Source organism: Bacillus sp. NEAU-Y102, assembly GCF_054788175.1.
The window spans coordinates 303,677-325,724 of record NZ_JBTWFK010000007.1; the positions used below are offsets into that span (position 1 = coordinate 303,677).

Annotated in this window: 32 protein-coding genes and 1 pseudogene; 31 read left to right on the top strand and 2 right to left on the bottom strand. The window is 38.7% G+C overall.

The window, feature by feature from the left end:
• Positions 1-35: 35 nt before the first annotated feature.
• On the bottom strand, positions 36-506 hold the full coding sequence (locus ACYFX0_RS20340; RefSeq protein WP_460271809.1) for a DUF5065 family protein: 471 nt from the start codon (positions 504-506) through the stop codon (positions 36-38).
• Positions 507-927: 421 nt separating this feature from the next.
• On the opposite strand from ACYFX0_RS20340, the gene ACYFX0_RS20345 reads away from it, so the two are divergent.
• The 8 genes from ACYFX0_RS20345 to ACYFX0_RS20380 all read left to right on the top strand — a co-directional run bounded on the left by ACYFX0_RS20345 (position 928) and on the right by ACYFX0_RS20380 (position 6,518).
• Positions 928-1,218, top strand: a complete 291-nt coding sequence (locus ACYFX0_RS20345; RefSeq protein WP_460271811.1) for a hypothetical protein — start codon at positions 928-930, stop codon at positions 1,216-1,218.
• 268 nt (positions 1,219-1,486) lie between these two features.
• Positions 1,487-2,452, top strand: coding sequence for a hypothetical protein (locus tag ACYFX0_RS20350; RefSeq protein WP_460271813.1), 966 nt, complete (start codon positions 1,487-1,489; stop codon positions 2,450-2,452).
• Between the two features lie 17 nt (positions 2,453-2,469).
• A complete protein-coding gene (locus tag ACYFX0_RS20355; RefSeq protein ID WP_460271815.1) occupies positions 2,470-3,699 on the top strand; it encodes an ATPase, T2SS/T4P/T4SS family in 1,230 nt (409 codons plus the stop codon).
• Between the two features lie 339 nt (positions 3,700-4,038).
• Positions 4,039-4,344, top strand: coding sequence for a hypothetical protein (locus ACYFX0_RS20360; RefSeq protein ID WP_193635607.1), 306 nt, complete (start codon positions 4,039-4,041; stop codon positions 4,342-4,344).
• Between the two features lie 39 nt (positions 4,345-4,383).
• Positions 4,384-5,100 (top strand): hypothetical protein, encoded by a 717-nt coding sequence (locus tag ACYFX0_RS20365; RefSeq protein ID WP_221660633.1) that lies wholly within the window; start codon positions 4,384-4,386, stop codon positions 5,098-5,100.
• Positions 5,101-5,237: 137 nt separating this feature from the next.
• Positions 5,238-5,444 carry a hypothetical protein gene (locus ACYFX0_RS20370; protein WP_416493620.1) on the top strand — a complete coding sequence of 69 codons (207 nt, stop codon included), beginning with the start codon at positions 5,238-5,240 and terminating at the stop codon, positions 5,442-5,444.
• Positions 5,445-5,465: 21 nt separating this feature from the next.
• Positions 5,466-5,780, top strand: a complete 315-nt coding sequence (locus ACYFX0_RS20375) for a DUF6166 domain-containing protein (RefSeq protein ID WP_460271818.1) — start codon at positions 5,466-5,468, stop codon at positions 5,778-5,780.
• Positions 5,781-5,912: 132 nt separating this feature from the next.
• On the top strand, positions 5,913-6,518 hold the full coding sequence (locus ACYFX0_RS20380; protein ID WP_460271820.1) for a hypothetical protein: 606 nt from the start codon (positions 5,913-5,915) through the stop codon (positions 6,516-6,518).
• A gap of 41 nt (positions 6,519-6,559) precedes the next feature.
• On the opposite strand, the gene ACYFX0_RS20385 is transcribed toward ACYFX0_RS20380, so the two are convergent.
• Complete coding sequence (locus ACYFX0_RS20385) at positions 6,560-6,754, bottom strand: hypothetical protein (RefSeq protein ID WP_193635612.1); 195 nt, start codon at positions 6,752-6,754, stop codon at positions 6,560-6,562.
• An 876-nt stretch (positions 6,755-7,630) separates the two neighbouring features.
• On the opposite strand from ACYFX0_RS20385, the gene ACYFX0_RS20390 reads away from it, so the two are divergent.
• The 23 genes and pseudogenes from ACYFX0_RS20390 to ACYFX0_RS20500 all read left to right on the top strand — a co-directional run bounded on the left by ACYFX0_RS20390 (position 7,631) and on the right by ACYFX0_RS20500 (position 22,043).
• Positions 7,631-8,188, top strand: a complete 558-nt coding sequence (locus ACYFX0_RS20390; protein WP_460271823.1) for a tyrosine-type recombinase/integrase — start codon at positions 7,631-7,633, stop codon at positions 8,186-8,188.
• A gap of 768 nt (positions 8,189-8,956) precedes the next feature.
• Positions 8,957-9,691 carry a hypothetical protein gene (locus ACYFX0_RS20395; RefSeq protein ID WP_460271825.1) on the top strand — a complete coding sequence of 245 codons (735 nt, stop codon included), beginning with the start codon at positions 8,957-8,959 and terminating at the stop codon, positions 9,689-9,691.
• Between the two features lie 156 nt (positions 9,692-9,847).
• Positions 9,848-10,069 (top strand): hypothetical protein, encoded by a 222-nt coding sequence (locus ACYFX0_RS20400; protein WP_460271827.1) that lies wholly within the window; start codon positions 9,848-9,850, stop codon positions 10,067-10,069.
• 143 nt (positions 10,070-10,212) lie between these two features.
• Complete coding sequence (locus ACYFX0_RS20405; RefSeq protein ID WP_460271829.1) at positions 10,213-10,929, top strand: hypothetical protein; 717 nt, start codon at positions 10,213-10,215, stop codon at positions 10,927-10,929.
• Positions 10,930-11,058: 129 nt separating this feature from the next.
• A complete protein-coding gene (locus tag ACYFX0_RS20410; protein WP_460271831.1) occupies positions 11,059-12,042 on the top strand; it encodes a hypothetical protein in 984 nt (327 codons plus the stop codon).
• A 237-nt stretch (positions 12,043-12,279) separates the two neighbouring features.
• Positions 12,280-12,735 (top strand): hypothetical protein, encoded by a 456-nt coding sequence (locus tag ACYFX0_RS20415; protein WP_460271833.1) that lies wholly within the window; start codon positions 12,280-12,282, stop codon positions 12,733-12,735.
• A 259-nt stretch (positions 12,736-12,994) separates the two neighbouring features.
• The gene (locus tag ACYFX0_RS20420) at positions 12,995-13,162 is read left to right on the top strand and encodes a Spo0E family sporulation regulatory protein-aspartic acid phosphatase (protein ID WP_460271835.1); all 168 of its coding nucleotides are present in this window, start codon (positions 12,995-12,997) and stop codon (positions 13,160-13,162) included.
• Positions 13,163-13,524: 362 nt separating this feature from the next.
• A complete protein-coding gene (locus ACYFX0_RS20425; RefSeq protein WP_460271837.1) occupies positions 13,525-14,259 on the top strand; it encodes a hypothetical protein in 735 nt (244 codons plus the stop codon).
• Between the two features lie 16 nt (positions 14,260-14,275).
• A complete protein-coding gene (locus ACYFX0_RS20430; RefSeq protein WP_460271839.1) occupies positions 14,276-14,662 on the top strand; it encodes a hypothetical protein in 387 nt (128 codons plus the stop codon).
• A gap of 526 nt (positions 14,663-15,188) precedes the next feature.
• Complete coding sequence (locus ACYFX0_RS20435) at positions 15,189-15,431, top strand: hypothetical protein (RefSeq protein WP_460271841.1); 243 nt, start codon at positions 15,189-15,191, stop codon at positions 15,429-15,431.
• Positions 15,432-15,738: 307 nt separating this feature from the next.
• Entirely contained in the window at positions 15,739-16,470 is a 732-nt protein-coding gene (locus ACYFX0_RS20440) for a toprim domain-containing protein (RefSeq protein ID WP_460271843.1), read from the top strand.
• 134 nt (positions 16,471-16,604) lie between these two features.
• Positions 16,605-17,024 carry a hypothetical protein gene (locus ACYFX0_RS20445; protein WP_460271844.1) on the top strand — a complete coding sequence of 140 codons (420 nt, stop codon included), beginning with the start codon at positions 16,605-16,607 and terminating at the stop codon, positions 17,022-17,024.
• Positions 17,025-17,055: 31 nt separating this feature from the next.
• Positions 17,056-17,259, top strand: a complete 204-nt coding sequence (locus ACYFX0_RS20450; protein WP_460271846.1) for a hypothetical protein — start codon at positions 17,056-17,058, stop codon at positions 17,257-17,259.
• Between the two features lie 121 nt (positions 17,260-17,380).
• Positions 17,381-17,830: a hypothetical protein gene (locus ACYFX0_RS20455; protein ID WP_460271848.1), complete on the top strand. Its 450-nt coding sequence runs from the start codon at positions 17,381-17,383 to the stop codon at positions 17,828-17,830.
• A 104-nt stretch (positions 17,831-17,934) separates the two neighbouring features.
• On the top strand, positions 17,935-18,675 hold the full coding sequence (locus ACYFX0_RS20460) for a hypothetical protein (protein ID WP_460271850.1): 741 nt from the start codon (positions 17,935-17,937) through the stop codon (positions 18,673-18,675).
• Positions 18,676-18,690: 15 nt separating this feature from the next.
• Positions 18,691-19,152: a hypothetical protein gene (locus tag ACYFX0_RS20465; protein WP_460271852.1), complete on the top strand. Its 462-nt coding sequence runs from the start codon at positions 18,691-18,693 to the stop codon at positions 19,150-19,152.
• 30 nt (positions 19,153-19,182) lie between these two features.
• Positions 19,183-19,668: pseudogene (locus ACYFX0_RS20470) on the top strand (NADAR family protein).
• Between the two features lie 112 nt (positions 19,669-19,780).
• Entirely contained in the window at positions 19,781-19,984 is a 204-nt protein-coding gene (locus tag ACYFX0_RS20475) for a hypothetical protein (protein ID WP_460271854.1), read from the top strand.
• A 10-nt stretch (positions 19,985-19,994) separates the two neighbouring features.
• Entirely contained in the window at positions 19,995-20,288 is a 294-nt protein-coding gene (locus tag ACYFX0_RS20480) for a hypothetical protein (protein ID WP_460271856.1), read from the top strand.
• Between the two features lie 74 nt (positions 20,289-20,362).
• Positions 20,363-20,605 (top strand): hypothetical protein, encoded by a 243-nt coding sequence (locus ACYFX0_RS20485; protein WP_193635634.1) that lies wholly within the window; start codon positions 20,363-20,365, stop codon positions 20,603-20,605.
• A gap of 204 nt (positions 20,606-20,809) precedes the next feature.
• Positions 20,810-21,094, top strand: a complete 285-nt coding sequence (locus ACYFX0_RS20490; protein WP_460271858.1) for a hypothetical protein — start codon at positions 20,810-20,812, stop codon at positions 21,092-21,094.
• 4 nt (positions 21,095-21,098) lie between these two features.
• Positions 21,099-21,644 carry a hypothetical protein gene (locus ACYFX0_RS20495; RefSeq protein WP_460271860.1) on the top strand — a complete coding sequence of 182 codons (546 nt, stop codon included), beginning with the start codon at positions 21,099-21,101 and terminating at the stop codon, positions 21,642-21,644.
• 99 nt (positions 21,645-21,743) lie between these two features.
• Positions 21,744-22,043 (top strand): hypothetical protein, encoded by a 300-nt coding sequence (locus tag ACYFX0_RS20500; RefSeq protein WP_460271862.1) that lies wholly within the window; start codon positions 21,744-21,746, stop codon positions 22,041-22,043.
• Positions 22,044-22,048: the final 5 nt, after the last annotated feature.

A 22,048-nucleotide genomic window follows, 5' to 3' on the forward strand; every position in this document is an offset into this window, starting at 1 on the left:
CCTTTTAGTTTAGTAAGTTAACTATAAATTTTGGGTTACTTCGTAATTTTGAATTTGCCACCGTAGTAGAAGCTGTCTCCAACTTTTAATACTGCTACGTAGTTACCCGGTGGGTAAACGTTTGTAATTGGTGTTGTGAATCGGCTGAAGTTGTGGTGACCTGCTTCAGCGCCGTAAATTGTTTTGTAACGTACTAAGTCACCATAGTCACTAGCGCCATTTGGGTCGATATAGTAAAGCTTAAGGATACCGTTATCAACGCCACCAACCTCTACGTTAATGTCAAGTGTAGAGCCGATACGTAATGTTCCTAAATCTAATTCTGGTCGGAAATCAGCATTGTGGTGTACGTGCTGATAAGTTGGGAATCCCCAGTCATCTGCTACTGCATACTGCACAGCTGATGGTGTTGCAGCCGCTGCTTGGTTCGTTGTAAATAAACTAGCTGCAGTAAATCCTCCAACGGTTAATGCTCCAATAAGTGCTAGTGTTTTTAGCTTTTTCATGCGTTAACTCCTCCTAATTGTGTTATTAAGTAACGGGGGTAATATCACTAATATATGGCAATATTCCCATATATGATTATATCACTAATAAGTAGGAAAAGTTCGACAATTTATGGGAAGATTTCTATATGATGGGATTTAGGAAGATTAGAAAGTATATGATAAGGGGAATTGAGTAAAGGGAAAGTAAGTAGTTTAAAATATAAGGTAGAAATAAGGAAAGGGTTGGTATAGGTCTATGGATGTACATGAATTTGAGAGAAGGGTTATAGGGGGTAAGGATGTTGACCTTGAGATGGATAAGGTAGATGCATCTCAGGAGGCGATTTTACTTAATTTCAGTAGACGACCTTACCAGAGTACGTTGAAGTTGTTGGATAATATGATTAAGGCTCATAGTCAGGAAGAGGGAGCTGTGCCTTTGTATATGAGGTTTGGGGAATTGGACGATGAGGCTTACAACCTTGGGGTTTTAGTAGAAGGGTACGAGGATGAAAATGGCGAGATTGTAACAGAAGAAGATGGAGATAAAGTTTATCTAGTTGGGACATTGAACCTAACACTTGAGTTTTGGGTAAAGCTTGGGAATAACTTATACAGCTTTGAGCCAACGTTATGTAGTTGGGTAGACGGTCGAGTTACTAAGTTAAGTCGAGATGACTATGTGGGGACGATTAAGCTGACTGTAGGTGATGACGATGAGCTTATTTAGTTCATGGGCAAAGAAGAATAAGCGGGACAGTAGTGCCAGAATGAGTTCTCAAATGCTTGGAAGTATCAGCGAGTCGCAGAGTTCGCTCAACATCAATATTGGAGCGGGCGGGTTACTGAATACGGGCAGTTCCGATAAGGAAACCTACTATAGAGAGCTGCGCACAAAGATTTCGGACGAGACCCTAATCCTTATGGAGAGTGTATTTAAACTACATAACAGCCGGAAAAGTATATTTTCTCGGTTAGAGGATGAGGGAGTTTCTCTTATGTATTTGGTAGCGCTTGGTATTACCTCTGAGGAAGATGTACAGAGTTATCTTACGTTAAAAGAGCGTGGGATTGATATAGGTAATATGCTGCAGGACGCTAAAAATAATACGTGGGACGAGGTATATGCAAGGGAGATTTTAAGTGGGGAAGAGGTGTTCCCGATACTTCGGGATATCTACGGAAATCCTGTACAGTATGTAGAGGATACTGAGCGCCCAACGACTCCTACGCCGAGCATTCAAATTCAAAAAGAAGAACCAAAAGAGCCAATTCACATAAAGGTTATGGGGCAAACAGAGGTTGAGGATTTAACCGAACCAGAGGAGCAGGTTATGGGGGACGTTGAGGTAGCGGCGGATAAGGTAGCCAGTACTACAGATGCATTGCAGGTTACAGTTTCGGAAGAGACCGCAGAGGTTACTGCAGATAAGGAAGATGTGAAGAAGTCAGATTGGTTTGCAAAACTAGACCAAATCATAAACGAGGCGGAAACCAGTGCAAAGCATGATGAGGAAGATGAAAGACTGAAACAAGAAGAGGAAGAGCGTGAGCCGGAAGAGGTTGTAAAACCGAGGTTGAAGCAGGTATATATTCTTGCGGAGTCGGTAGCTATTCCGAAGCTTGAGGGATATGAGTTCTTCATGGTTAAAGGGGTGCAGGATTTCAACAACTTTACATCGCATCGAGACAACTTACTTGTGATTACGCAGCAAGTACCGAAGAGGTTAGCGAATCATTTCCTTAACTGGCTAAAAGGGGTCATGAGTAGTGGGGATAGATATCGAGTCGTTACGTTGAAGTCTTCTGCAGTACCACATGATATTGTAGAGGCTGAGGTGAATCTCACGCAGGAAGACTTGGATAATTACTACGGTGAGAAAGATGCGAAAGATTATATGGGAACTGGTGTAGGTTCGTTTATGGATATTTCAAGTGCATTAAGCGACGAGAGTAAAATGTAAGAGAGGGAGAGAGTAGAATGACGGTTGCGGAAAAAGAACAATCGAAATATGCCGATGGGTATGTGACTACGCTTGAAGATGCTGATTTTAAGAGAAGACAGGATAAAATTTCAATGATGTTGCGTACAGCGGTTGCGAATGAGACAGATGCGCAGGATGTGTTGATTGTCGAGGGTGAGATTATCGATTTTAAAATACGTGGACGTTGGGTAAAACAAAGCCAATTAGAGGTTTGGGACATCGAGGATTTCAATATCTTCTTGAATAAATTTTGCAGACAAGAGACTGTAAGCCGTAAAGGGTACAGCACTCCGTTTACACCGGGGGATACAAACTATGAAAGTAAGAACGAGAGAACGATTGATAACCTATTTTTCTCGGCGTTAATGAACGATAACGGGAAGAGCTTCGACTTTAGCGCACATTTAAACAAGACGCTACGTGTACATGTGTACTCGGCGTTTACTAACAATGTGAGCCAAGAGAAAGCGGTTATTGCTATCCGATTAGTACCGAATGAAATCCCAGACTTAGATGACTTAAACTTACCTTCGGCGGTTGCTGAGGTGCAAAAACAAAAGTCGGGTATTTTCATTATTAGTGGACATACAGGGGCAGGTAAAACGACAACGGCAGCTGCTATCATAAAAGCGATTAATATGGACATGGACACAAGACGAGTGACGCTTACGGTAGAAGACCCGATTGAGTTCGTACATGAGTCGGCTAACGGTCGTGTGATTCAACGCCAGTTGAAGGTTAACGTATTAAGCTACTCGGATGCGGCAAAAGATGCGGTTCGTGAGGGCGTAGACGTTGTGTATTTCGGGGAGTTGCGTGAAGAGGCTGAGATGTATCAGGCGCTGCGTTTAGCCGAAATGGGTAAACTGGTTATCGCTACAATGCATGCAAATTCGGTAGCGGATACAAGTGACCGATTTGTTGGGGAGTTTAGTCCAGATATTCAAGAGAGTATTCGTTCTCGACTGTTTGAGAACTTAGTGGGAATTTTACATCAAAACCTTAAGGTGTATAGAGATAAACAATTCCCGGTTGCTTCTACGTTAATGATAACAAGTGATGCAGTGCGTACACAGGTAAGGGACGTATTTAATCGTGCAGGAGTGAATAATCTCTTAGACAATAGTTCAGAGACTTGGGCGGTATCTACTAAAGATGCATTTAGAGAGTTGATGGCTAGAGGAGTAGAAGGACTGGATGAAGAAGCAGAAGAATTGTTCTCCTAAAAACCAGAATAACTGACAAAATATAGGGTTATAACCGTACAAATTATGGTTATAACCCTATTTTATTTGAAGATTGACGAAGAAAGAGATAATGGAAGCCTAACAAAGAAAGACTAAGTCTGCTATACTAAAGGTAACAAGTTAGCGGTGTATATCGCCACAACTGGGATAAATGATATAAGAGATAAATAAAAGACATAAACTAACTAGACAGACTATAGATAAAAGACAGCGTTTAGTCGTATATAAAAGGGAAGCAATTAACGAGATAATAGATAAAATACAGAGATAAAAAAGAGATGAAGAATAGATTAGGATAGGTATAAGGAGGATTTTGTTATGGGTACAGAACAATATATTGGAGAGTCTTTAGGAGAGTTTCAAATCAATAAGCCAGATGAGTACATGGTGAGTGGAAACATCTTATTAGGTACATTATTTGATGAAATGACATTAAACGTATTTAAAGTACAAGAAAACGGCGGACGTGGGGAGTTACTAGAGCAGCATACTCGTCGTTACCCGGTTGCACCGACAGGCGGTAAATTTAATCTAATGAGAAAGTTCCGTAACGTAATGTTAGAGAGAACATTCATGGAGTTTGAGAAAACAAATAATCACGGCATCTTATTCAGTATGCAGTAATCCCAGAGTTTACTGATTACCGAGAATTAGGGGGATGTTATGATTTACTTAGATAAAGACACAGAGGACTATTTAGAAAAATACGGAATCGGGTTAAAGGTACGTAAAGATAAAGTAATGGTTGCAGATGAAGAAGGTAAGGCAACTATCCCATCTAAGTTGTACCCATTAACAAATAAGAGGACTATACAGTTTTATTGCTATGTAAATACTGAGCAGATAGAGGAAGGAATCGAGAGTTTCCAGACGATTAAGGACGCATACGATTCAGTTAAGTTTGAAGTAGGAAAATGCTATCAAAATACAGAGAATTTATATAGAAGTTTAGTACAGGCAGGGATTCCTGAGGACGACATGAAGACCTATGTAGGTTGGATTTTAGTAGGAAGTAAGCCAATACATCATTGTTGGTTAGTGTATAAGGATAATCATGTGTTGGATGGAAGTATTACAGCTGCTGAGATGCATGCGCAGCAAAAGATTGTAGATGAGCATATTACGGACATTAATAAGCAGCGTGAAATCGTGGTAGGGCTTACGTTAGAGGCGTTAAAGTTACCTAACTCCCAGATACGGACATTCGGTAAGGTAATGCCAATATATGATTATGTAGGTACAGTATGTGAGCCGGATGCAGGTCGTGCTGAGTATCGAAAACTAATCAGTGCGTACCCGAACCACCCGTCATACGCAGGTGCAGGGTCAAACCCGACAGGGGCTTCTAAGGCGCAACAAATGATATTAGATAGAATGTAAGAGGGTAAGGCGGTATTGATGTTCGCCTTACCTTTTTGCATATAAAAACACCAAAACATTGATTAAAATATAATAAACTGGTATATTGAAAGTAACAAAACGAAGCAAATAAGGGAAATTAACTGGGGGTAAGGAAAATGACAAAAATGTTAAATCGAGGAACTAAAGAACGTGCAGAGGTTGTAGAAAAGGTAAAGAAAAATAATCCAAATTTAGCACATATGAATGATTTCGATTGTATGTCTTGTGACCATGCAATTACTGGAGATGGCGGTAGATTACGTTGTTCATTACAGAAATATAAAAAGGTTGCGGATTTTCATATATGTTCTGATTATAATTAATAAGAAAGAGGAGGAGTTACTATGGTAGCTGTAAAATTATGTAGGGCAGAAAATGGGGATGCGATAGTAGAGGGTGTGGAGCATAAAATGAAGTATCACTCACCTTCTGGGTTTGAGTTCGGGTATGGAGGTAGCGGACCCGCTGATTTAGCGTACAATATCCTGTTAAAGTATGTGAAGAACATGGATATTATCAATACAAAGTACCAACAATTTAAGTGGGATGTTGTGGCTACTATCCCGGAAAGTGGTGGAGTGATTACAGTAGAAACCATTCGCGACTGGGTTAAAGTTAACATCCCTGAGGTAGATATAGATACGTTAACTTGGGGTTAATATCGGAATTAAAGTAGGAGAATCGCTCAAATTGGGCGGTTCTTTTTTATTGATGATAAGGATGTAGGAAATGACGTTTATGGACTGTGATAGACTGAGTATAGATATAAATTCGGTTAAGAGGTGATTACGTTGTACGAGGTTACATGGTCAGCGCAGCGAACGATAAATAGTTTAGAAAAGGCGAATATAGATGTAAATAGGGTTGCAGGTGATGCAAAACTGTTTTTATATAACTTGAAACCAGCTTTGTTGGTAAAGTCTACGTTCTTTTATGCAAAGAGCTTTATGGCTAGCTACCCTAGTATTACATTACCGCAAAGAGGTTCGGTTATTCTATTTCAAGATGGTCAGGTTATGCAGGAGTACGTAAATAACGTGGCTAGGGTTGTGAAATCCGATAAGCATGGTGGTTATATTATGGACTACGATAACGGTAAACTGGGGACAGTGTTAGGTTACCCGCCGTTTTTGAGTGATATATTCAACCAGTCTTTTTGTCAAAAAGAGGGAGAAAAGGAGAAATGGTTTGGGATTCAGTATCATGGGTATCATTTTGGTGCGCCGGGACGTTTGGTTATAGATAGTGTGAACTGGATGTTAGAGAATCGTCCAATTCCAGAGGAGTTGCAGACAAGAGTGTTGGTTATTATTCCAAGTAAAGAAAACAAAAAAGAAAGTAAGAAAGTAACTTTTGAGGAATTTAAAAAGATACAAGAGTCTGTTGTACATAATTAGATTATGTAAAGTAAAGAACCTCGTAAACAGGGAGGTTCTTTTTAGTTGCGGGTTACGTTTGTCATTAGGTATTGGGTCATTGCTTTTAAGGAGGTTACATAAGCATCCAGAACCAGTATTTCGTCGGCGCTAAGTTGTTGAAGGTATTCGGTAAAAGGTTCAAGTTGCTCAGGAGTAAAACCATCACCGCCCCGGACGGCTTCTAGCTCGTTAATGATTTGGATAGGTTTTCTCATGGATGTCCCAACTTTCTTTTTAAGAGCAGTATGGGCATGATTACATCACTATAAACAGAAAAGAACCACTCGGTTAAAGAGGTTCTTTTAAATGAAGATGTGAGTGGGTGTATGAATCAGTGTGACCGTAATTAGTCGTTGACTTGGAGATGCTCATGTGGAGTGCTAGTGACTGATGACCTACCCGACTAACATGTCGACTAAACACCCACTTCAGCTTTTAAATGAAGATGTTAGTCGGATATGCCACCCATCTTTTACAGTCTATGTTTGGGACTTGGATTCTGTGCGGATAATTTATATTCAATTATAGTTATGTGCGAATAATTAAACTTGGAGGAATGACTTATAAAGGCTTCAGTAAAAATTGGAATTGTAGCAGCAATGTATCTACTTATATTTTTCATGACAAGTTCGTGGTTTTTCATATGTGCGTTCACTTTGGGATTTTTCACACCTCCACCTAGTTACATAGATTCGTTGGTGAGTCTGGTTATTTTATGTTTATATGGAAATACGTTTGTATTCTGGTTAGGAAGATTTTCAAGTTGGACTACAAGCCGAAAGGTTAAAGTTCAGATTCTCACTTTTGTTGGTTTATGGGTTTTCCACCTTACTCTACGTTTGTTCGGAGCATGGTAGCATCTGAGAGCAAACGAGATGGGTAAACCCCTACCCTTTTCATTTTCGTCGAGTCTCACGCACGTTTTTAATTTCTGACAGTTGACTAAAATATGTATAAACTGGTATATAAAATTTAAAAATATCCCGTTTTTAATAAATTATTTTTGTTGATATAAGTGGGTTTTCGGGGTACGATGAAGAGGACAGAAAATAGGTGATTTTTCCTAAAATCTGGAGAATTGAGGTAGAGAAATGGGAATATATAATGTAAGACCACTGCGAACAAATGAAGAAATAAAGGATATGCTGTGGGCGATTCAAAAAACGAGTAGACGCTATAAAAGGGATATGTTTTTATTCAAACTTGGAATCAACACAGGCTTACGTGTGAGCGACTTGGTACGTCTTACAGTAAAGGACATGTCGACGCAAAGACCGAGGATTCAAGAGAAGAAAAGAAAAAAGAAACGTACGTTGTTTTTGGAGAGTATTTGGGAAGATGTGCAGGATTATACAGCAGGTAAAAAACCGGAAGAATATTTGTTTCAAAGTCAGAAGGGCGATAACAAGCCATTATCAACTGTAGCGGTATATCAAATGTTAGATAAGGCTGCTAAACTACTGGAGCGAGACGATGTGGGAACACATACGATGAGAAAAACGTTTGGTTATCATTACTATAAGGCAACAAAAGACATTGCATCGTTAATGGATATTTTTAATCACAGTGACCAAAATGAAACGAAAAAGTACATAGAAATTCATGAGGATGATTTAGCTGAGTCTATGAAGGGATTCCGTTTGGGTTAAATCTAAATTTTTTAAATGAAGATGTTGGAGGTGTTAAAATGAATCAATGCCCTAAATGTAACGGTGAGTTAGTCCGTGAAGTGAATAAGGAGTTGCAGATAGTTGAGGTTGCTTGCAGAGACTGTACGTATTACACATCTTATGACTTACCTAAGTAGAATTATATAAATGAAGATGTTGGGGTTTAGAGCTTGCTAGATTTGCTTTAGACCTCTATTTATTTCCTAAAATTTAGGCGGTTGTGAGAAGCAACGAAAATTAAATATGTGGGTACTTGGTCACTAAGTTTGTTCTCACAACCCCTATTTTTCTTGTAAAATATCGTTATATGTAACTATAGAACTTATTTATTTGCAACTAGTAAATATAGACCCTTTTTGAGTAACTTTAGACCTTGGAATATCCCCTCCCCTATTTTTACTATCCAAATTTCATTTGATGAAGATGTTTGTATTTTTATATACAAATAGATATGTAAATTTAACCCATCTAGTAGCTTCAAAGATTCATAGACAGATAGATTCGCTTTAAGAGTTTCATATTTTCAATGACTCGTATATTTTTATATATTTATATCTATAAATTGATATATTGCTTAGTTTTGTGACTTTCATTTTACAAGTTACGAAGTCTCTCATTTTTAGACTTGGAATCCGATAAGGGTTTTGGCTACCTCCCCTGCTTCCGACCTGCGTGATAAGGAAATCGGAGTTTTTAATCCTATTATTGTTATGATTGAATATATAAAGAGGATTTAGGAGGCTAAATATGGAAAATGAAAATCTTGATATATTGATAGAGGATATTCGGAGTAAATGGAATCCAGAGCGGTTTGGTATTGTTCGTTACCCTCACCCAGTTGCGGTTGTGCAGGATAGAGAGTCTTTCGGACAAAAGATTCGTAGTGTGCTAGATATGCCTATTAAATTACCAAACTCGGACGTTCGTATTCCGAGAGACTTACAGACACCTGGAATAATAGAGGTCGTAAATACTTGTTTAGAGTTTGAGAAAGGTATCAATTCAAATTGGGAAGACTATTATCTATATCTTACAGTCCACCATTCTCCTGTAAAGAAAGCATCAACACAGAGAAGAGCAGGTGCGCATATTGATGGGATGCAGGGTGAAAGGTATCCTGATAAACTACCAGTCTGTCACTCCTATGTGGTGAGTAACGCTATACCTACTCGTTTTTACCATCATCCTTTTCAAACAAACTTGTGCGAAATGACACAAAATTGGTTCTACGAGTTTGATAAGGTTAAAGATAAAAAGAGGTCTGTGTTAGCTAAACCGTTTGAAATCAACCTTATGACAGCGTATTCAGTACATGAGAGTACGGCAACGTCTAAAGATGTGTTGAGAACGTTTGTAAGATTAGAGTTTTCATTAAAGAAATTTGATAGAAAAGGAAATAGTGTGAATCCCCTGTTTGATTTAGATTGGAACTATCAAGAGCGTGAGATTCCGAAACATCTTGCGCAGGGTATATTTGATTGATACAATCATTTATATAAGAAGAAACACGGGGATTATAAGTCTAATGTGCTTGTAATCCCCTTTCTTATTTCGATAACAAAAGTCGAGTGCTGCTTGCCAATAATTGCTATGATAAAAGAAGATGAAACAAGAATTACGCAAAGAGGTGTGTGGCTTATGGGTAACGTAATAACAAAGGATGTATGGGTAGAACGGTTTATATTGGCAATGGATGGGTTGTATAAAGGGATTTCTAAAGGGAATAAGGATATCTATCAAACACAAATAGATTTGGGGGTAAAGTTTTCTGGTGATGCATATAATAGAAAGCTAGAGAAAAGCGGTGCGGTTACCTGCGAAGATTTTAATGAATTTATATCTACATATAAAGGAAGGTAAGCTTCCCCTTCCCCCTTTAAATAGTAAAGAATATATTTTCAAAAGAAATGAAGATATTCTGTTGACTAAAATATAATAAAGTGGTATATTAGAGTCAACAAAGGAAAACAAAAGGAAAATTAAAGGAAAGAGGGAGATTTAAAATGGCTAAACAACCAAAATTAGATTATGATTCAATCGAGGTATTATATAACTACGGGTACAATACAAAGGAGATTGCAGCTCTATTGGGTAGCGTTAATGGTCACATTTCAAAGGTCTTACGTAGCTTAGGTGTACCAACTCGTAAACGTGGGGAAGTTGCTCACAAAACGGCTTTTTACGATATGGATAGCGATGCACAAACACTGTTAGGTGATTATAAAGCATCACTTGATGATATGTACCAAAACTGGGCTGAAAGGTTAAAGAACAAGCAACCTAAAAAAGTAACAACGGTTAAACGTAAGGCTAAAGCAAAGGTAAGTAAAGCGGATGAATTTACTGCTGAAGAAGTAAGCCAGATAAAGAAAGAAGCAGAAGTCGCTGTTATGGTAGCTCCTGTTGAGTCAAATGAAGTCGAGGCAGTTGAGGCAGTTGAAGCAGAAACTGATATTCTAGATGAATTGGCAGAGGATACTGTACCTGTTGAGGTGGTAGAGAAACCTGTTACAATCGAGTTAGAAGTAGAAAAAACAGAAGAAGGTTATGAAATCCTTCGTGGAGAAGCGTTCCGAAGTGCTGATTTAGTGGTACAAGGGTCTATTATCCAACATTTCATTAACAAAGGAATGGCACAACGTCCAATCGCTAAAGAGTTAGAAATTGCTCAGTCTAACGTATCTAGAATTTGGAGTAAATTTAAAAAAGTAAATAAGTAACCCTGTGGGACTTACCCATAGGGTTTTTTGTTTGTCTTAAAATCGTGTTTTGATATGAATAAGCACCTTTACATTTCCGCTATGGGTTAGAATAAGACTATAAATTTAACGGCAAAGAAAGGGTGCGAGATGCAAATGATTCACTTTGATGGTGGGGTTGCGCTACAGTATAGCCCTACGGAAACCAAACGTTCAGATAGCAGAATTAACTGGGACAACCCTTCTAATAGTGTCATTGTGCAGATGGGTTTGGATGTTGACTATGTACTGCAGGTGTTTAAAAATATTGACGAGGCTTGCCAGTACGTTTTGGACTTGGGGTATTATAAAGCAGATATGGCTACGGCACGTCGTTATCTTCGCTGTGGGCTTCGCCGCAGGGATGGAAGGTATTTAGACTACCGTTGGGTTACGGAGTACGATTACGTGTACGGAAACTATGAGAAACTAATTAGAAATGTGTTTCCTAAAGACGATAATATTATTCAGATGTTTGCAGATAGTAATGAAATCTTTAATGTGTTTTCCTCTGTAGATATGGCTACATATGTAACAGGGATGTCAGGTCTTCGTATCCGTGGGGGTATGGTTAGCCGTAACGGATTCGCAGGAGGTTATAGATGGATGCTGCAGTCCGATTACAATGCCGGGCGCTTCCCTGCTCTGGCTGATGTAGATAAAGCAAGGGTGCAAGGGGTCAAGGCTTGGAATCCCGTTAGCGGCGACCCTGTTATGGTGTTAGGGAGCGCAGGGGAAATTAAGGGAAGACTAGCGAGCTTTAGCGAGGCACGGGATGCCTATCAGCTAGACGGGTTGGCGGAAATTACACTGCAGGAGTTGGGAAGACTCCCGAGGCGTGGTGATGTTTTAGAGATGGAATCCGTGTTTTGGGATAAGCAACTCCGTGCGGAGCAAGGGAATCCCTTTAATTCTCGCTATATTGTTGAGGTTTCGGTTGCAAATAAGATAGTGCGGGAGTACCGTACGATTCGTGGAGTCGCTAAGGAACTTTCGCTGAAGCCTTGCGAGGTTGAAGAGATTCTTGGCGGTATGTATATGGGTCGGAAATGGATGAGAAAAGATGCTTATTATCGTGAGGTTCTAGGGTTATAGGTAGAAAATTTTTGGCGTACTGAAAGAGACGTCTAGTGCAATAGATAAGGTTTGGGAATGGCTTATGGGTGTAGACCTGTAAGCCATTTTCTTTGTCTTCCCCTCCCCTCTTCCGGATTTGATATAGATGTTGGATGATATACAGGATAGGCAGTAGATAACTAGTGAAGAGGAAACCAAAACTGTTAGGTTACTGGTTATATAGTACAGGGATTACATCATGGGGAGGAATAAACGATGGCATGGTCACTGTTAACGAGACGAAGTAAAAAGAAAGACTTGGTACATGAAATATTGCAGAATGGGAAGTTATTGACTGCTAAAGATGCAAGGATGAGTACAAACTTCGCACCTGACGGTACATATATTCCTTTATTTCAGAATATGGATGTGGACGAGTTGGTAAAGGACGTCTTATCTGAGGTAAATAAATTTATGAATCGAAGCCAGTTATATCCGGTGGACTCGGCATCTATTATGTACGGTGCAGATATCTTGAGGAGTTTAAGTATGGAATTTCGGTTAGGTAAGCGGGAAAACAAAGATTTAGAGCTGCTTGCTGAGCATTACGCCAGTTGTCGTTCTACAGTTATTTACGCAATTGAGGTACTGGAGGCGCTTGGCTATGCGGTTCGTGTGGTCGAGGTTGACCGGGATAATACAGTAACCAGTATGTTGTCTGTTCATTGGTAGGTAGTTTCTACTCACAATATAGCCAAAATAACCCAGAAATATACAGATATATGGGATTTGATAAGAGTGTAGAAATACAAGAATAAAGTATGTGTTAAAGTAAACATGTGCTTGGGACTAGTACATGTTGTTTCTTGGCTCTATTGGTTTCCATTAGATAAAATCTAGCAAATTCTACAGAGAGGGCAATCATCATGTACGGGGCAGATGATTGCCTTTTTGGATACTGAGGGTATGAAGATGTGAGGGGGGTTATATTGTGGATAATGTAAATGAAATGATTGAAGAAAGAAGAATAGAACTAGCAGATAAGGTTAAACGTCTGGGGGTACTGGATGATTCGGTTGTGAAGTTAAGTCAGGAGTTGGACAACCTTATTATGCAGTCCATGAAGATGGCAACAAGAAAATATGTATGTGTTACGTAAAAATAAGAAGTTTGATAACAGGTAAGCTGAATTTATATAAGTATTCTGGTATACTGAAGGTACTTGCTAGAAGGCAAGTAGATTTCCGAAATAATATACAGGTATCAACACTTCGTATATTGTTTTCTTTCTTTAATTTCCTTTTGTTTGCCCCTGCAGGGACGTATCTGCAGGGGTATTTTAATGGACAAAAAGAAGGAAATAAACGATATAAGGGAAAGTAGATAATAGAAGTACGAAATGCATTTGAGTTGATGTATTTCCTTCCCTACTTTATTAAAAATAGATTTGAGTTTGGAGAACCTCGTAGGTATTCACACCCTATGAGGTTGTTCTATATAGACTAAAGGAGTTGTTAAGAGTTGGTACGTAAAGAAGATGAAAAGAAACCAGAGAATGTGAGTAAAAAGAAGTTTAGTTTTAAGAATATAAGCTTTAAGAAGGTAACGAGTGATAAAAGGGTGTTTGCTATCAGTGTGGCGTTAGCTGTTGCGGTAAGTGTGGGTATAGGTACATATATAAGTACAAAAGACTCGGATGCTAAAATCGAAAATAAAGGCTATACAAAGAAGGATGTTGTGAAAGCAGAGACGGCTATAACTAAAATGGATAAATCCATTGATGAGGTTCTTGCCCCTACAGGAGATACAAAGAATAAGGATGAGGGTAAAAAAGCTACAGGTAAGAAGGACGATAAGGAAGATGTAAAAGGTAATGATATAGAAAAGAGTAAAGTGTTTGTAGCAGTAAAAGCGGTTAATGAGTCGGATGTAAAAACAGTTGAAGCAGCTGCAAAAACATTGGAAGAAGCAATTGATACATTGATGCCGAACCTTCAGTCTAAAGGAATAGATGAGAGTTCTAAGAAAATTAAGGAGTTTAAAGAGGTAGATGTGGCAGCTAAATCTATCTTGCAGGAGTATCATGCAATTTATAAAGGGCTTCGTGATGCTGAGGCTGAGATGAATGCAGGTGGAGACAAAGAGAAAATCCATAAAATTGTTGAAGATGTAAAGTACAGATTAGTTAGTATTAAAACCATTCAAAGGAACTACAACAACGCTAAAAAAGAAGTGGAGAAGGTAAGTAAAGGTTAATTATGGAGGAGTGTTTATGTTACTTAGTACGTCAGTGCAACCTTTTGATACAGTGCCAAAAGGGGACACTTTATTGCTGTTTTTTGCCGGGAGTGTGACGCTATTTATACTTGGTTTGGTTTTAGCTCTTATTTTGGAAATTAGACATAGAGGTTCAATTAAGATTAGCGACTGGGGCTTCGCTAGAAAAACGGTTAACACGGTTGGTTCGGTTATCTGCATTGCTTTTTGTTGGTTGTACATGTCGGATGCATTAAATTACATTAAAGCCAATGATACGGCTGTGAGTTTTAATCTTTTTAGTTTGGATACGCCATTGCATGTGATGTTTGGGAGTTTGTTAGCGGCTTGTGCGTTTGCGCTAACTGAGTTTGAAGCTGAGATGTCTAGTAAGAGTATGTAGTTGTTCATTGTGTAGAAGCAGGGATGGATTCCCTGCTTCTTTATTTGCGAGGACAGGGTGCGCCGCTATGTCTTTGCTATTTAGGGTATAAAAAGTTTTAAGTGATGTGTGCGGCGCACAAAGTATTTGTATATAGTGTAGATGGCGATAAGGAGCTATGTGGTAGGTTGAACTATAACAAATTTGGTTGCTAAAAGTGTAAGGGTTTAATCGATAGGGGTGAGTGCAGTAAATACTTTAGTTGTGGCGGTATATGGCGGAGACAGTGAAAAATTTAGGGAGGATTGTGAAATGTCTTCGCTAGATGTCGTGAAAACCTTAGTTCACTTGCGGGGATTCCTTTGGTCTTTGTAAGTATCTGACTGGATTTGTATGGGAAACTCCTATGTCCTTGCAATGTCTTCGCTCCGTTGGTTTATAGGTTTAAATGGATGATAAGGGTGAACTATTGACTAAAAAGTAATAATTTGGTATAGTTAAATCAACAAAAGGAAGATAAATTGAAGATGAGGAGTGGGTATTTATTATGTTTACAGGTACAATGTACATGTTGTTACTGTTTGGAGGTCAGCTATTTTTACTTAGTATATTGGGGTTAGCGCTCACAACAACGGCGGGTATGGTTACCGGAACACCTGAGAATTTTCATAAGATTAAACTATGGGTAACACAAACATTCATTATTTCGGTAGGTATAATTTTACTAGCTGCTACTCTATGGGGGACATACGAGGCAGGGGCTTGGGTACTTCAAAAATATATGTTTTAAGTGGTGGAAGCAGTTGGAGACAATAAATCCGACTGCTTTTTCTATGTTGACTTAATGTAGACTCAAAGTGTACTAAAATCACAGATATAACTAAACCGAGGCGGAAAATACACCCCATGTAGACTTAATGTAGACTTGTTTTATAGGAAGTTGGATAGATATATAAGAGTGAAACAAACCATGAAGACTTAATGTGTACTTAACGTAGACTAAAGACACAAAAAAGAGGAAGCTGTTTGATACGCATGAGGATGTTTTTTCCCTGTAATTTCGGTAAAATTAAGGTAGAAGTTGAGGTGATATCTGAATGGCTAAAATGAATTATAAGAAGCTCGTCAAATTCTTGGTAGGTGATGATGACCAGAAGGAGTATCTAGCTGAGTTAGTTGAGCAGCGTAAAGGTGATTTAAAGACCTATATTAAACGAGGTATCTTTTGTTCTGCTGATGGAAACTTGGAGGAACTCAGTTATGTCATGGAGAAGTTAGGGATGGCAGAGGAAGATTTAGATATGGACGAGATTAGTCTAGGGTTATTTGAACGTGGGTATATCATTCCGGTTTGGGATGGTTATATGAACCTTATGTTTTACATTAACTATTCTTGGTTAAGGGATAAGTCTAAAAAGTATCTGAATATCTATCCAATTACAAATAGCGACAACCTTAAGGCTATGAAGATGTATGGGATGCATAATTTAAAGCAGGCGTTGCAGGAAGATAGGATTGTAGTGGTCGAGGGTGTATTCGATGTTCTTCGGTTAGAGCAATATGGAATACCTGCGGTAAGTCTAATGGGTACTAAAGTTATGCCATACCATAAACAGTTCCTTAGTAGGTTTAAGACAGTTATTTACATTCGTGATGAAGATAACGCAGGTGCAACGGCTTGGAGACGTTTCAAAGATGAAGTACCTCATGCAATTGAGTACCGAATTTCTGGGTCAGCTAAAGATATTGATAAGTTTGCACAGGATAGTACGTTTGAATTTGAGGATTGGATTAAGCCACTTCAAACGTTAGGTAAACGTGTTGCTTAAATAGAGATAGAAAGGTAAAGGGTATTGTGAGAGAGAAGTTATTAAATAAAGAGATGGGGTTCAATGCAGCGCTTCTGCTGTTTGGTGTGTGTATGTTGCAGTTCACAACACATCTAAATTATGGCGAGAGGCTTTTGTATCGGGTCGTACTTGCTGCTATCGTTACGTTTCTGTATAAGAAGTTTATAAATAGCGGAGAAATGAAGACAAACGTAAATAAGTGGAGACTGAAAACCAAACTACATTATGTCGTCGGTATATTAGGTCTGTTGGAGTTGCTAGGGGTTATAGTAGCTAAAAGTATGGATAAGGTACAGACAATGAGTCCAGTAGAGGCAACTCATGTTTTATCGGAGACTGACTTTACATTAGTTGCTGTGACGGCGGTAGTGACTGTGTTGGTGTCTCTTCCTCTTATCTATGCGATACTGCAATTATCGTTATATGCTAGGATTTTTACAGTTTGGGTGTACAACAATAAACGAAGATGGTTTATACCTTCGTTGGTGGTATGTGAGATGTTCTTTATCTCGTTCATATCCTTAGTTAACTAGAAGATAAAATAGAAGCAAAGGGGAAATGAAGATGAAAAGTGTAACAGTAGATGGGGCAAAAACAACGGTAAAGGTTAATGATGAGTATACAATCACTATTGATTTTCCAAAAGGTGTGTTTCATGCGACAAGACATGGAGAGCCTTGGCGTGATTTAACTGGTGACCAATTGGTATTATCGCTATGTAACCGAATCGAGGACTTAGAGGAACAACTGGAGAAGAAAAACAAATAAAGCAATTGTAGAACTGTCAAAACAAGAAGCAGGGGTGTCTACCTGCTTTTATTTCAGCTAATTATTGACTAAAATATAATAAAATGGTATATTTAAAGCAACAAACAAAGGAGGAATATACATGACACATACGTTTAGCGAACATACACATTCATTAGAAGAGGGGTTTCAGTTTACTCGAGGGTTGGTACAGCATAAATGGTCTTCTTTAGCGGCGGAAAAGGTTTGGTTTCAGATTCAATCTAATACAGAAGATGTAAAAGTGTACATAATCCGTTACGGTGTAGGTGTTAATCTAGGGGCAGTAACTATTACTGATGGGCAAACGGTTGTTACGTTACTTAAAAACTTCGATATCATTGAGGGTGTAAAGAGTAAGGTAGCGAGTTTGTTACTGAATAGGGTTGAGACTGTTGAGAATGTAAATAAAACAATACATGAAATATTCCCGGTTATCGGCGAGTTAACTACAGGGACTGGTGTTTTTGTGTACAAATGGGAGTTATGTGTATTCCGAATTGACTTTGAAAAGGTCGGGGATAGTAAAATTACTATTTATGCTGTGCAGTAATATGGGCAGGGGTTATTCCCTGCTGTATTTACAGTAATATATATTGACTAAAATATAATAATGTGGTATACTATAAACAACAAAACAAACGGGAGGTAATGAAGATGGAGGCATTAGGTAGACTAGAATTTCGTGGAGCGCATGGTGAGGGAGATTCTTTAACTTGGGCGCATGGTGATTTGGCTGTAAAGAACGGTAAGTATTATATTTCTATGGAGGGTCGTGAATTTGAAGTAAAGCCTGAGACTGTAGGATATAAAGTCGGCGTAGACGAAAATGAAAATGATATATTTATCGGTACGGTTATTGCTGCAAAAACTAGAGAAACAAAGGATATTCTTGATAATAAAGGGCAATTACTTGCTGCCGATTTAGTCAATGTAGCATTTTACTCAGTTGAGACTGAGGGAGATAATGTGATGGGTCTTAGTTACCCAGAATTAGTGATAGATAAGCATGGGAATATGGAATATACGGGAGAGATATTGGAGCTAGGGGAACTTGACCTTAGAGATACAGAGGTTATTGGTGACCGATTTGATAAGTTACGTGCGCCGTATACACCACGTACAGAAATGCACATAGCTGTAGGTAAATACCATAGCGTGTGGAAAAACAACGAAGAGTTAGTCATTTGGAATCTGCATGAGTCTACGACAGATGGAACAAGCGTAGCTATTGGTCGTATTGGGGAAATTCCGGAAATTAGTCCAGTTTGGTATTACCGGGAGCTTGATGCAATTGATGAGTACGGAAGAACAAGTGATTTTTACGTGAAGTATAATGGTGTTTACTACGGTCTTACAGAATTTCTCGGTATGGATGTAACAAAATTAAACTTATAGAGGTAGGTTAAAGCTATGTACAAATATGAAATAACGAAAGATGCTGGTACAAAAGAGGAAGGATTCTGCGCTACTAGAGATTTCGTACATAAAACCTGGGGGACGCTTAACCCATACGAGGTTTGGTTTACTAGTTTAGATGAGGAAGATGAGTTTTTTGAAGTACGATATAAGAGCGCTGCGGTTCTTGGGGTTGTTGTAGTCAGTAAAGGAAAAGCAGATATTATGCTGCGTAGCGAAGTAGATATTGTTATGCAATTACATGGGAAGATAGGTATCAATAGCGGAGCAGATGCAAAAGAAACAACCGATTATATCAGAACGTTGTTACCAATACGTACTGAGGTTTGTGCAGATGGTGATATTGTTGAGCATATAGATTTTATCTGGGAGTCTGCAGGATTCCGTGTACAGTTTTACACAGAAGAAACGAAGGGGTTATTAATCGATAGAGTAGGTGTTATAGCAAAACAATAAAACAATAAAATTATAAAATGGGGGATAAACATGAGAGAAACAGATAAGTTCGTATTTTTCTGGGGTGATGAAGATGTGTACTCTAATTTCTTCTACGCTCCTTTCACGCATAAGGGTATTGTATTTAAATGGTCGGAGCAAGCGATTATGTGGCGTAAAGCTAAGCTGTTTGGGGCGCATAAAATCGCTGAACAAATTTTGGAAGCGGATGCGCCAATTAAGTGTAAGAATCTAGGGAGAAGCCGTCAGATACCGTTTAATGAAGATGTTTGGGTTGAGAATAGATGTAAACTCTATCAATAGGTGTTAATGGATAAATTCTCACTTCCGCAACTTAAGAAAGAAATTCTAGCTACAGGAGATAAGCATTTAGTAGAAGCAAGTCCGTTTGATGGCATCTGGGGAATTAAAATGGGTGAAAATCATCGCCATGTAGAGAATCCTGATAAATGGAGAGGGTTAAAGCTACTAGGTGAGGTCTTGATGAAGGTCAGAAAGGAGTTAAAAACTTCGTAATAAGTAAATTTTACGATATGTAAAGAAATTGACATATGAATTAGGTTGGTAGGTGGCGCGAACTCCCTTACAATGGATATTGAGGTAACTAACCATAGGGGAGGTCGTGTAATTGAGTACCGAGGGGAAGATATATCTGTTTCAAATATGCTTAACGGTGGGACTTATCGTTAAGGTTGTATTGGATTTTCTATTACTAGGTAGGATTGGTATATTCCTTTTTCCGGCTATAGCAGCATTAATTTGGTCACTACCAAGACATAATCCAATCTTTATCGGGTGGTTAGAGGATTGGAAAGATAGGTATGGAAAATAGAGGTGTTTAAGTGAGTAGGTTAGGTGAGTTAAAAGATATCGCAAACATGTTTAAAGGTGACCATGTAATCGTGAGGAGTATGTGCGACTCTGATGTGATAGATTGGGCGGTAGAGCAGGCTGAAAAGGTTGAAAAGCTAGAGAGGGACAATAAAAGACTAGCTGAGAAAATGGTTACGGTGTTAATTAGTAACATAGAGTTGATGGATGAAGCGTATCCTTCATGGAGGGTTCATGCGCAGGACGACATCAATAAGCTTGCTACATTACTAGAAAATAGCAGTAAAAACAAAGCAGGGGGCTAAACTCCTGCTTTTTGTTATGGGGCTGAGGTGGTAGGATAGGAACATAGAAATGTAATTAGGTAAGGGGGATTCTTATGAAGGTAAAATTATCGTTAATTGATGGTCGTGAGGCTACAATTGAGGTAAATAACCAAGAGAATATAGAGGTATTTGGGGTCGAGCTTTCCAAGTTTAAAGCCGATGGAAGTCCGATAAAGGGTGTAAATACTTGCGGAACGTATATTAAAAATGGTCTTGATTACATTGATGTACACGCAATTACAGGATTTACAGATGTGAGTAGTGCTGCTAAGCGTTGGGCTGCTAGTAGAAAGTAAGAGGTAGTAGGAACAAAAAAGACCAATCGGGTCAGCATGCTTTGCAGCAGAGGCTTGATTGGTTCGTGTATACATAGTTTAAGGGGAGCGGAGTACATAGTCAATGGTTTGCGACTTAGTCACGTTCCCTATGTTTGAACGAAAATATTGACTAAAATATAATAAAGTGGTATAGTATGGCAAGGAAGAAGGAGGGGTTTTATTTTGAATGGACATATCGATGTGGCTGAGAAATGGCTCTCTGAGCTTCAGAAACAAGCGAAAAAAGAAGATGGTAACAAAGTCCTTAAAGAACAAGTAAAAACGCTTAAATGGCTAATTAAAAAGGCGAAAGCGGTTAAAGGGTTGGATATAGAGAAAACAGACTATCGAAATACGCTTACGAGTATTGTAGAGGACGATATTAAGGGGTTCTCTAGTAGTGATATCTTGGGTCAGATAGTTGGCATGGCTTCGGATGTTTTGAAAAGGCATAATGAAGGCGGTTGATGACATGCTTAAAGATATAAAGAAAGAACGAGAATACGTTCCGGATTTTATGTATATCGATAGGTTAGAAGAGTATATTGAGAAACTAGAAAAAGAAAACAAGAGACTAAAGGATGGTGCAAATGGTGTGGCTATGAATGTAGATTTTAAAACATGGGAAGAGTTCCAGAAGTTTATACAAGGTTTAGATGGGGAGCGGTGCTTAAAGGTTAATTACGACCCTGATAATGAAAGGTACGAAGTATGGACGGGAAGCCAACCTTATAAATTTTATGAAGATGAGTTGGATGAGTACGATAGAGAAAACATAGCGTTGAAAAAAGAAGTCAAACGGTTAGAGAAAATTATAGCTAAACTGAAGGGTAAAGCGATAGGAGTCATAAAAGATATACACCTTCGGGATATACACGGAGAAGTACACGCTACTGCAATGGATGTATATGATGGCGGTTTTGAGAGAGGCGATACGTTTGAGAAATATGGGCTTTTACTAAAGGTCGTCGAGGTTAAAGATAAAGTTATCGTAACGGAACTTACAAAGGAGGGGTGACCCTTCTTTTTTATTTGTGATAAAGAAAGCAACAATAAGAAAAAGAGGTTAAGTTATAGTAATTGTATTAAGGATAACGGTATAGGAGGTTGGGATTCTATGAAATTAAGCGATATTAAAGAAGATAAGAGTTTATGGGAAAAGCAGACCCTTGATGGTGTGGGGAAGGTCCTTTTAGTTGAGGAGAGTTATTACGATGGGATTGTGCAGTTGGTTACAGGTTTAGAAGATAAGCCCGGACATATGTATGAGGGTTGGGTTGATACTATTCGAAGGCAGTTAAAGGAGTTCTCTCAACAACAGCCTACAGATTTGTTTCTATTGCGTAACCATCTAGGAATGATACTAAAAGACGTAGAGGCGGAAATCAAGCGACAAGGGCTAAAAGAAACAGAATAAGAGGT

Bases quoted from the DNA above. Each gene is read 5' to 3' on its own strand.
- ACYFX0_RS20440 (WP_460271843.1), top strand. From the start codon at position 15,739: ATGGCTAAAATGAATTATAAGAAGCTCGTCAAATTCTTGGTAGGTGAT.
- ACYFX0_RS20455 (WP_460271848.1), top strand. From the start codon at position 17,381: ATGACACATACGTTTAGCGAACATACACATTCATTAGAAGAGGGGTTT.
- ACYFX0_RS20395 (WP_460271825.1), top strand. From the start codon at position 8,957: ATGGAAAATGAAAATCTTGATATATTGATAGAGGATATTCGGAGTAAA.
- ACYFX0_RS20460 (WP_460271850.1), top strand. From the start codon at position 17,935: ATGGAGGCATTAGGTAGACTAGAATTTCGTGGAGCGCATGGTGAGGGA.
- ACYFX0_RS20465 (WP_460271852.1), top strand. From the start codon at position 18,691: ATGTACAAATATGAAATAACGAAAGATGCTGGTACAAAAGAGGAAGGA.
- ACYFX0_RS20355 (WP_460271815.1), top strand. From the start codon at position 2,470: ATGACGGTTGCGGAAAAAGAACAATCGAAATATGCCGATGGGTATGTG.
- ACYFX0_RS20370 (WP_416493620.1), top strand. From the start codon at position 5,238: ATGACAAAAATGTTAAATCGAGGAACTAAAGAACGTGCAGAGGTTGTA.
- ACYFX0_RS20385 (WP_193635612.1), bottom strand. From the start codon at position 6,754: ATGAGAAAACCTATCCAAATCATTAACGAGCTAGAAGCCGTCCGGGGC.
- ACYFX0_RS20415 (WP_460271833.1), top strand. From the start codon at position 12,280: ATGGCATGGTCACTGTTAACGAGACGAAGTAAAAAGAAAGACTTGGTA.
- ACYFX0_RS20400 (WP_460271827.1), top strand. From the start codon at position 9,848: ATGGGTAACGTAATAACAAAGGATGTATGGGTAGAACGGTTTATATTG.
- ACYFX0_RS20365 (WP_221660633.1), top strand. From the start codon at position 4,384: ATGATTTACTTAGATAAAGACACAGAGGACTATTTAGAAAAATACGGA.
- ACYFX0_RS20405 (WP_460271829.1), top strand. From the start codon at position 10,213: ATGGCTAAACAACCAAAATTAGATTATGATTCAATCGAGGTATTATAT.
- ACYFX0_RS20495 (WP_460271860.1), top strand. From the start codon at position 21,099: ATGCTTAAAGATATAAAGAAAGAACGAGAATACGTTCCGGATTTTATG.
- ACYFX0_RS20350 (WP_460271813.1), top strand. From the start codon at position 1,487: ATGTATTTGGTAGCGCTTGGTATTACCTCTGAGGAAGATGTACAGAGT.
- ACYFX0_RS20340 (WP_460271809.1), bottom strand. From the start codon at position 506: ATGAAAAAGCTAAAAACACTAGCACTTATTGGAGCATTAACCGTTGGA.
- ACYFX0_RS20485 (WP_193635634.1), top strand. From the start codon at position 20,363: ATGAAGGTAAAATTATCGTTAATTGATGGTCGTGAGGCTACAATTGAG.
- ACYFX0_RS20430 (WP_460271839.1), top strand. From the start codon at position 14,276: ATGTTACTTAGTACGTCAGTGCAACCTTTTGATACAGTGCCAAAAGGG.
- ACYFX0_RS20360 (WP_193635607.1), top strand. From the start codon at position 4,039: ATGGGTACAGAACAATATATTGGAGAGTCTTTAGGAGAGTTTCAAATC.
- ACYFX0_RS20500 (WP_460271862.1), top strand. From the start codon at position 21,744: ATGAAATTAAGCGATATTAAAGAAGATAAGAGTTTATGGGAAAAGCAG.
- ACYFX0_RS20435 (WP_460271841.1), top strand. From the start codon at position 15,189: ATGTTTACAGGTACAATGTACATGTTGTTACTGTTTGGAGGTCAGCTA.
- ACYFX0_RS20410 (WP_460271831.1), top strand. From the start codon at position 11,059: ATGCAAATGATTCACTTTGATGGTGGGGTTGCGCTACAGTATAGCCCT.
- ACYFX0_RS20450 (WP_460271846.1), top strand. From the start codon at position 17,056: ATGAAAAGTGTAACAGTAGATGGGGCAAAAACAACGGTAAAGGTTAAT.
- ACYFX0_RS20375 (WP_460271818.1), top strand. From the start codon at position 5,466: ATGGTAGCTGTAAAATTATGTAGGGCAGAAAATGGGGATGCGATAGTA.
- ACYFX0_RS20390 (WP_460271823.1), top strand. From the start codon at position 7,631: ATGGGAATATATAATGTAAGACCACTGCGAACAAATGAAGAAATAAAG.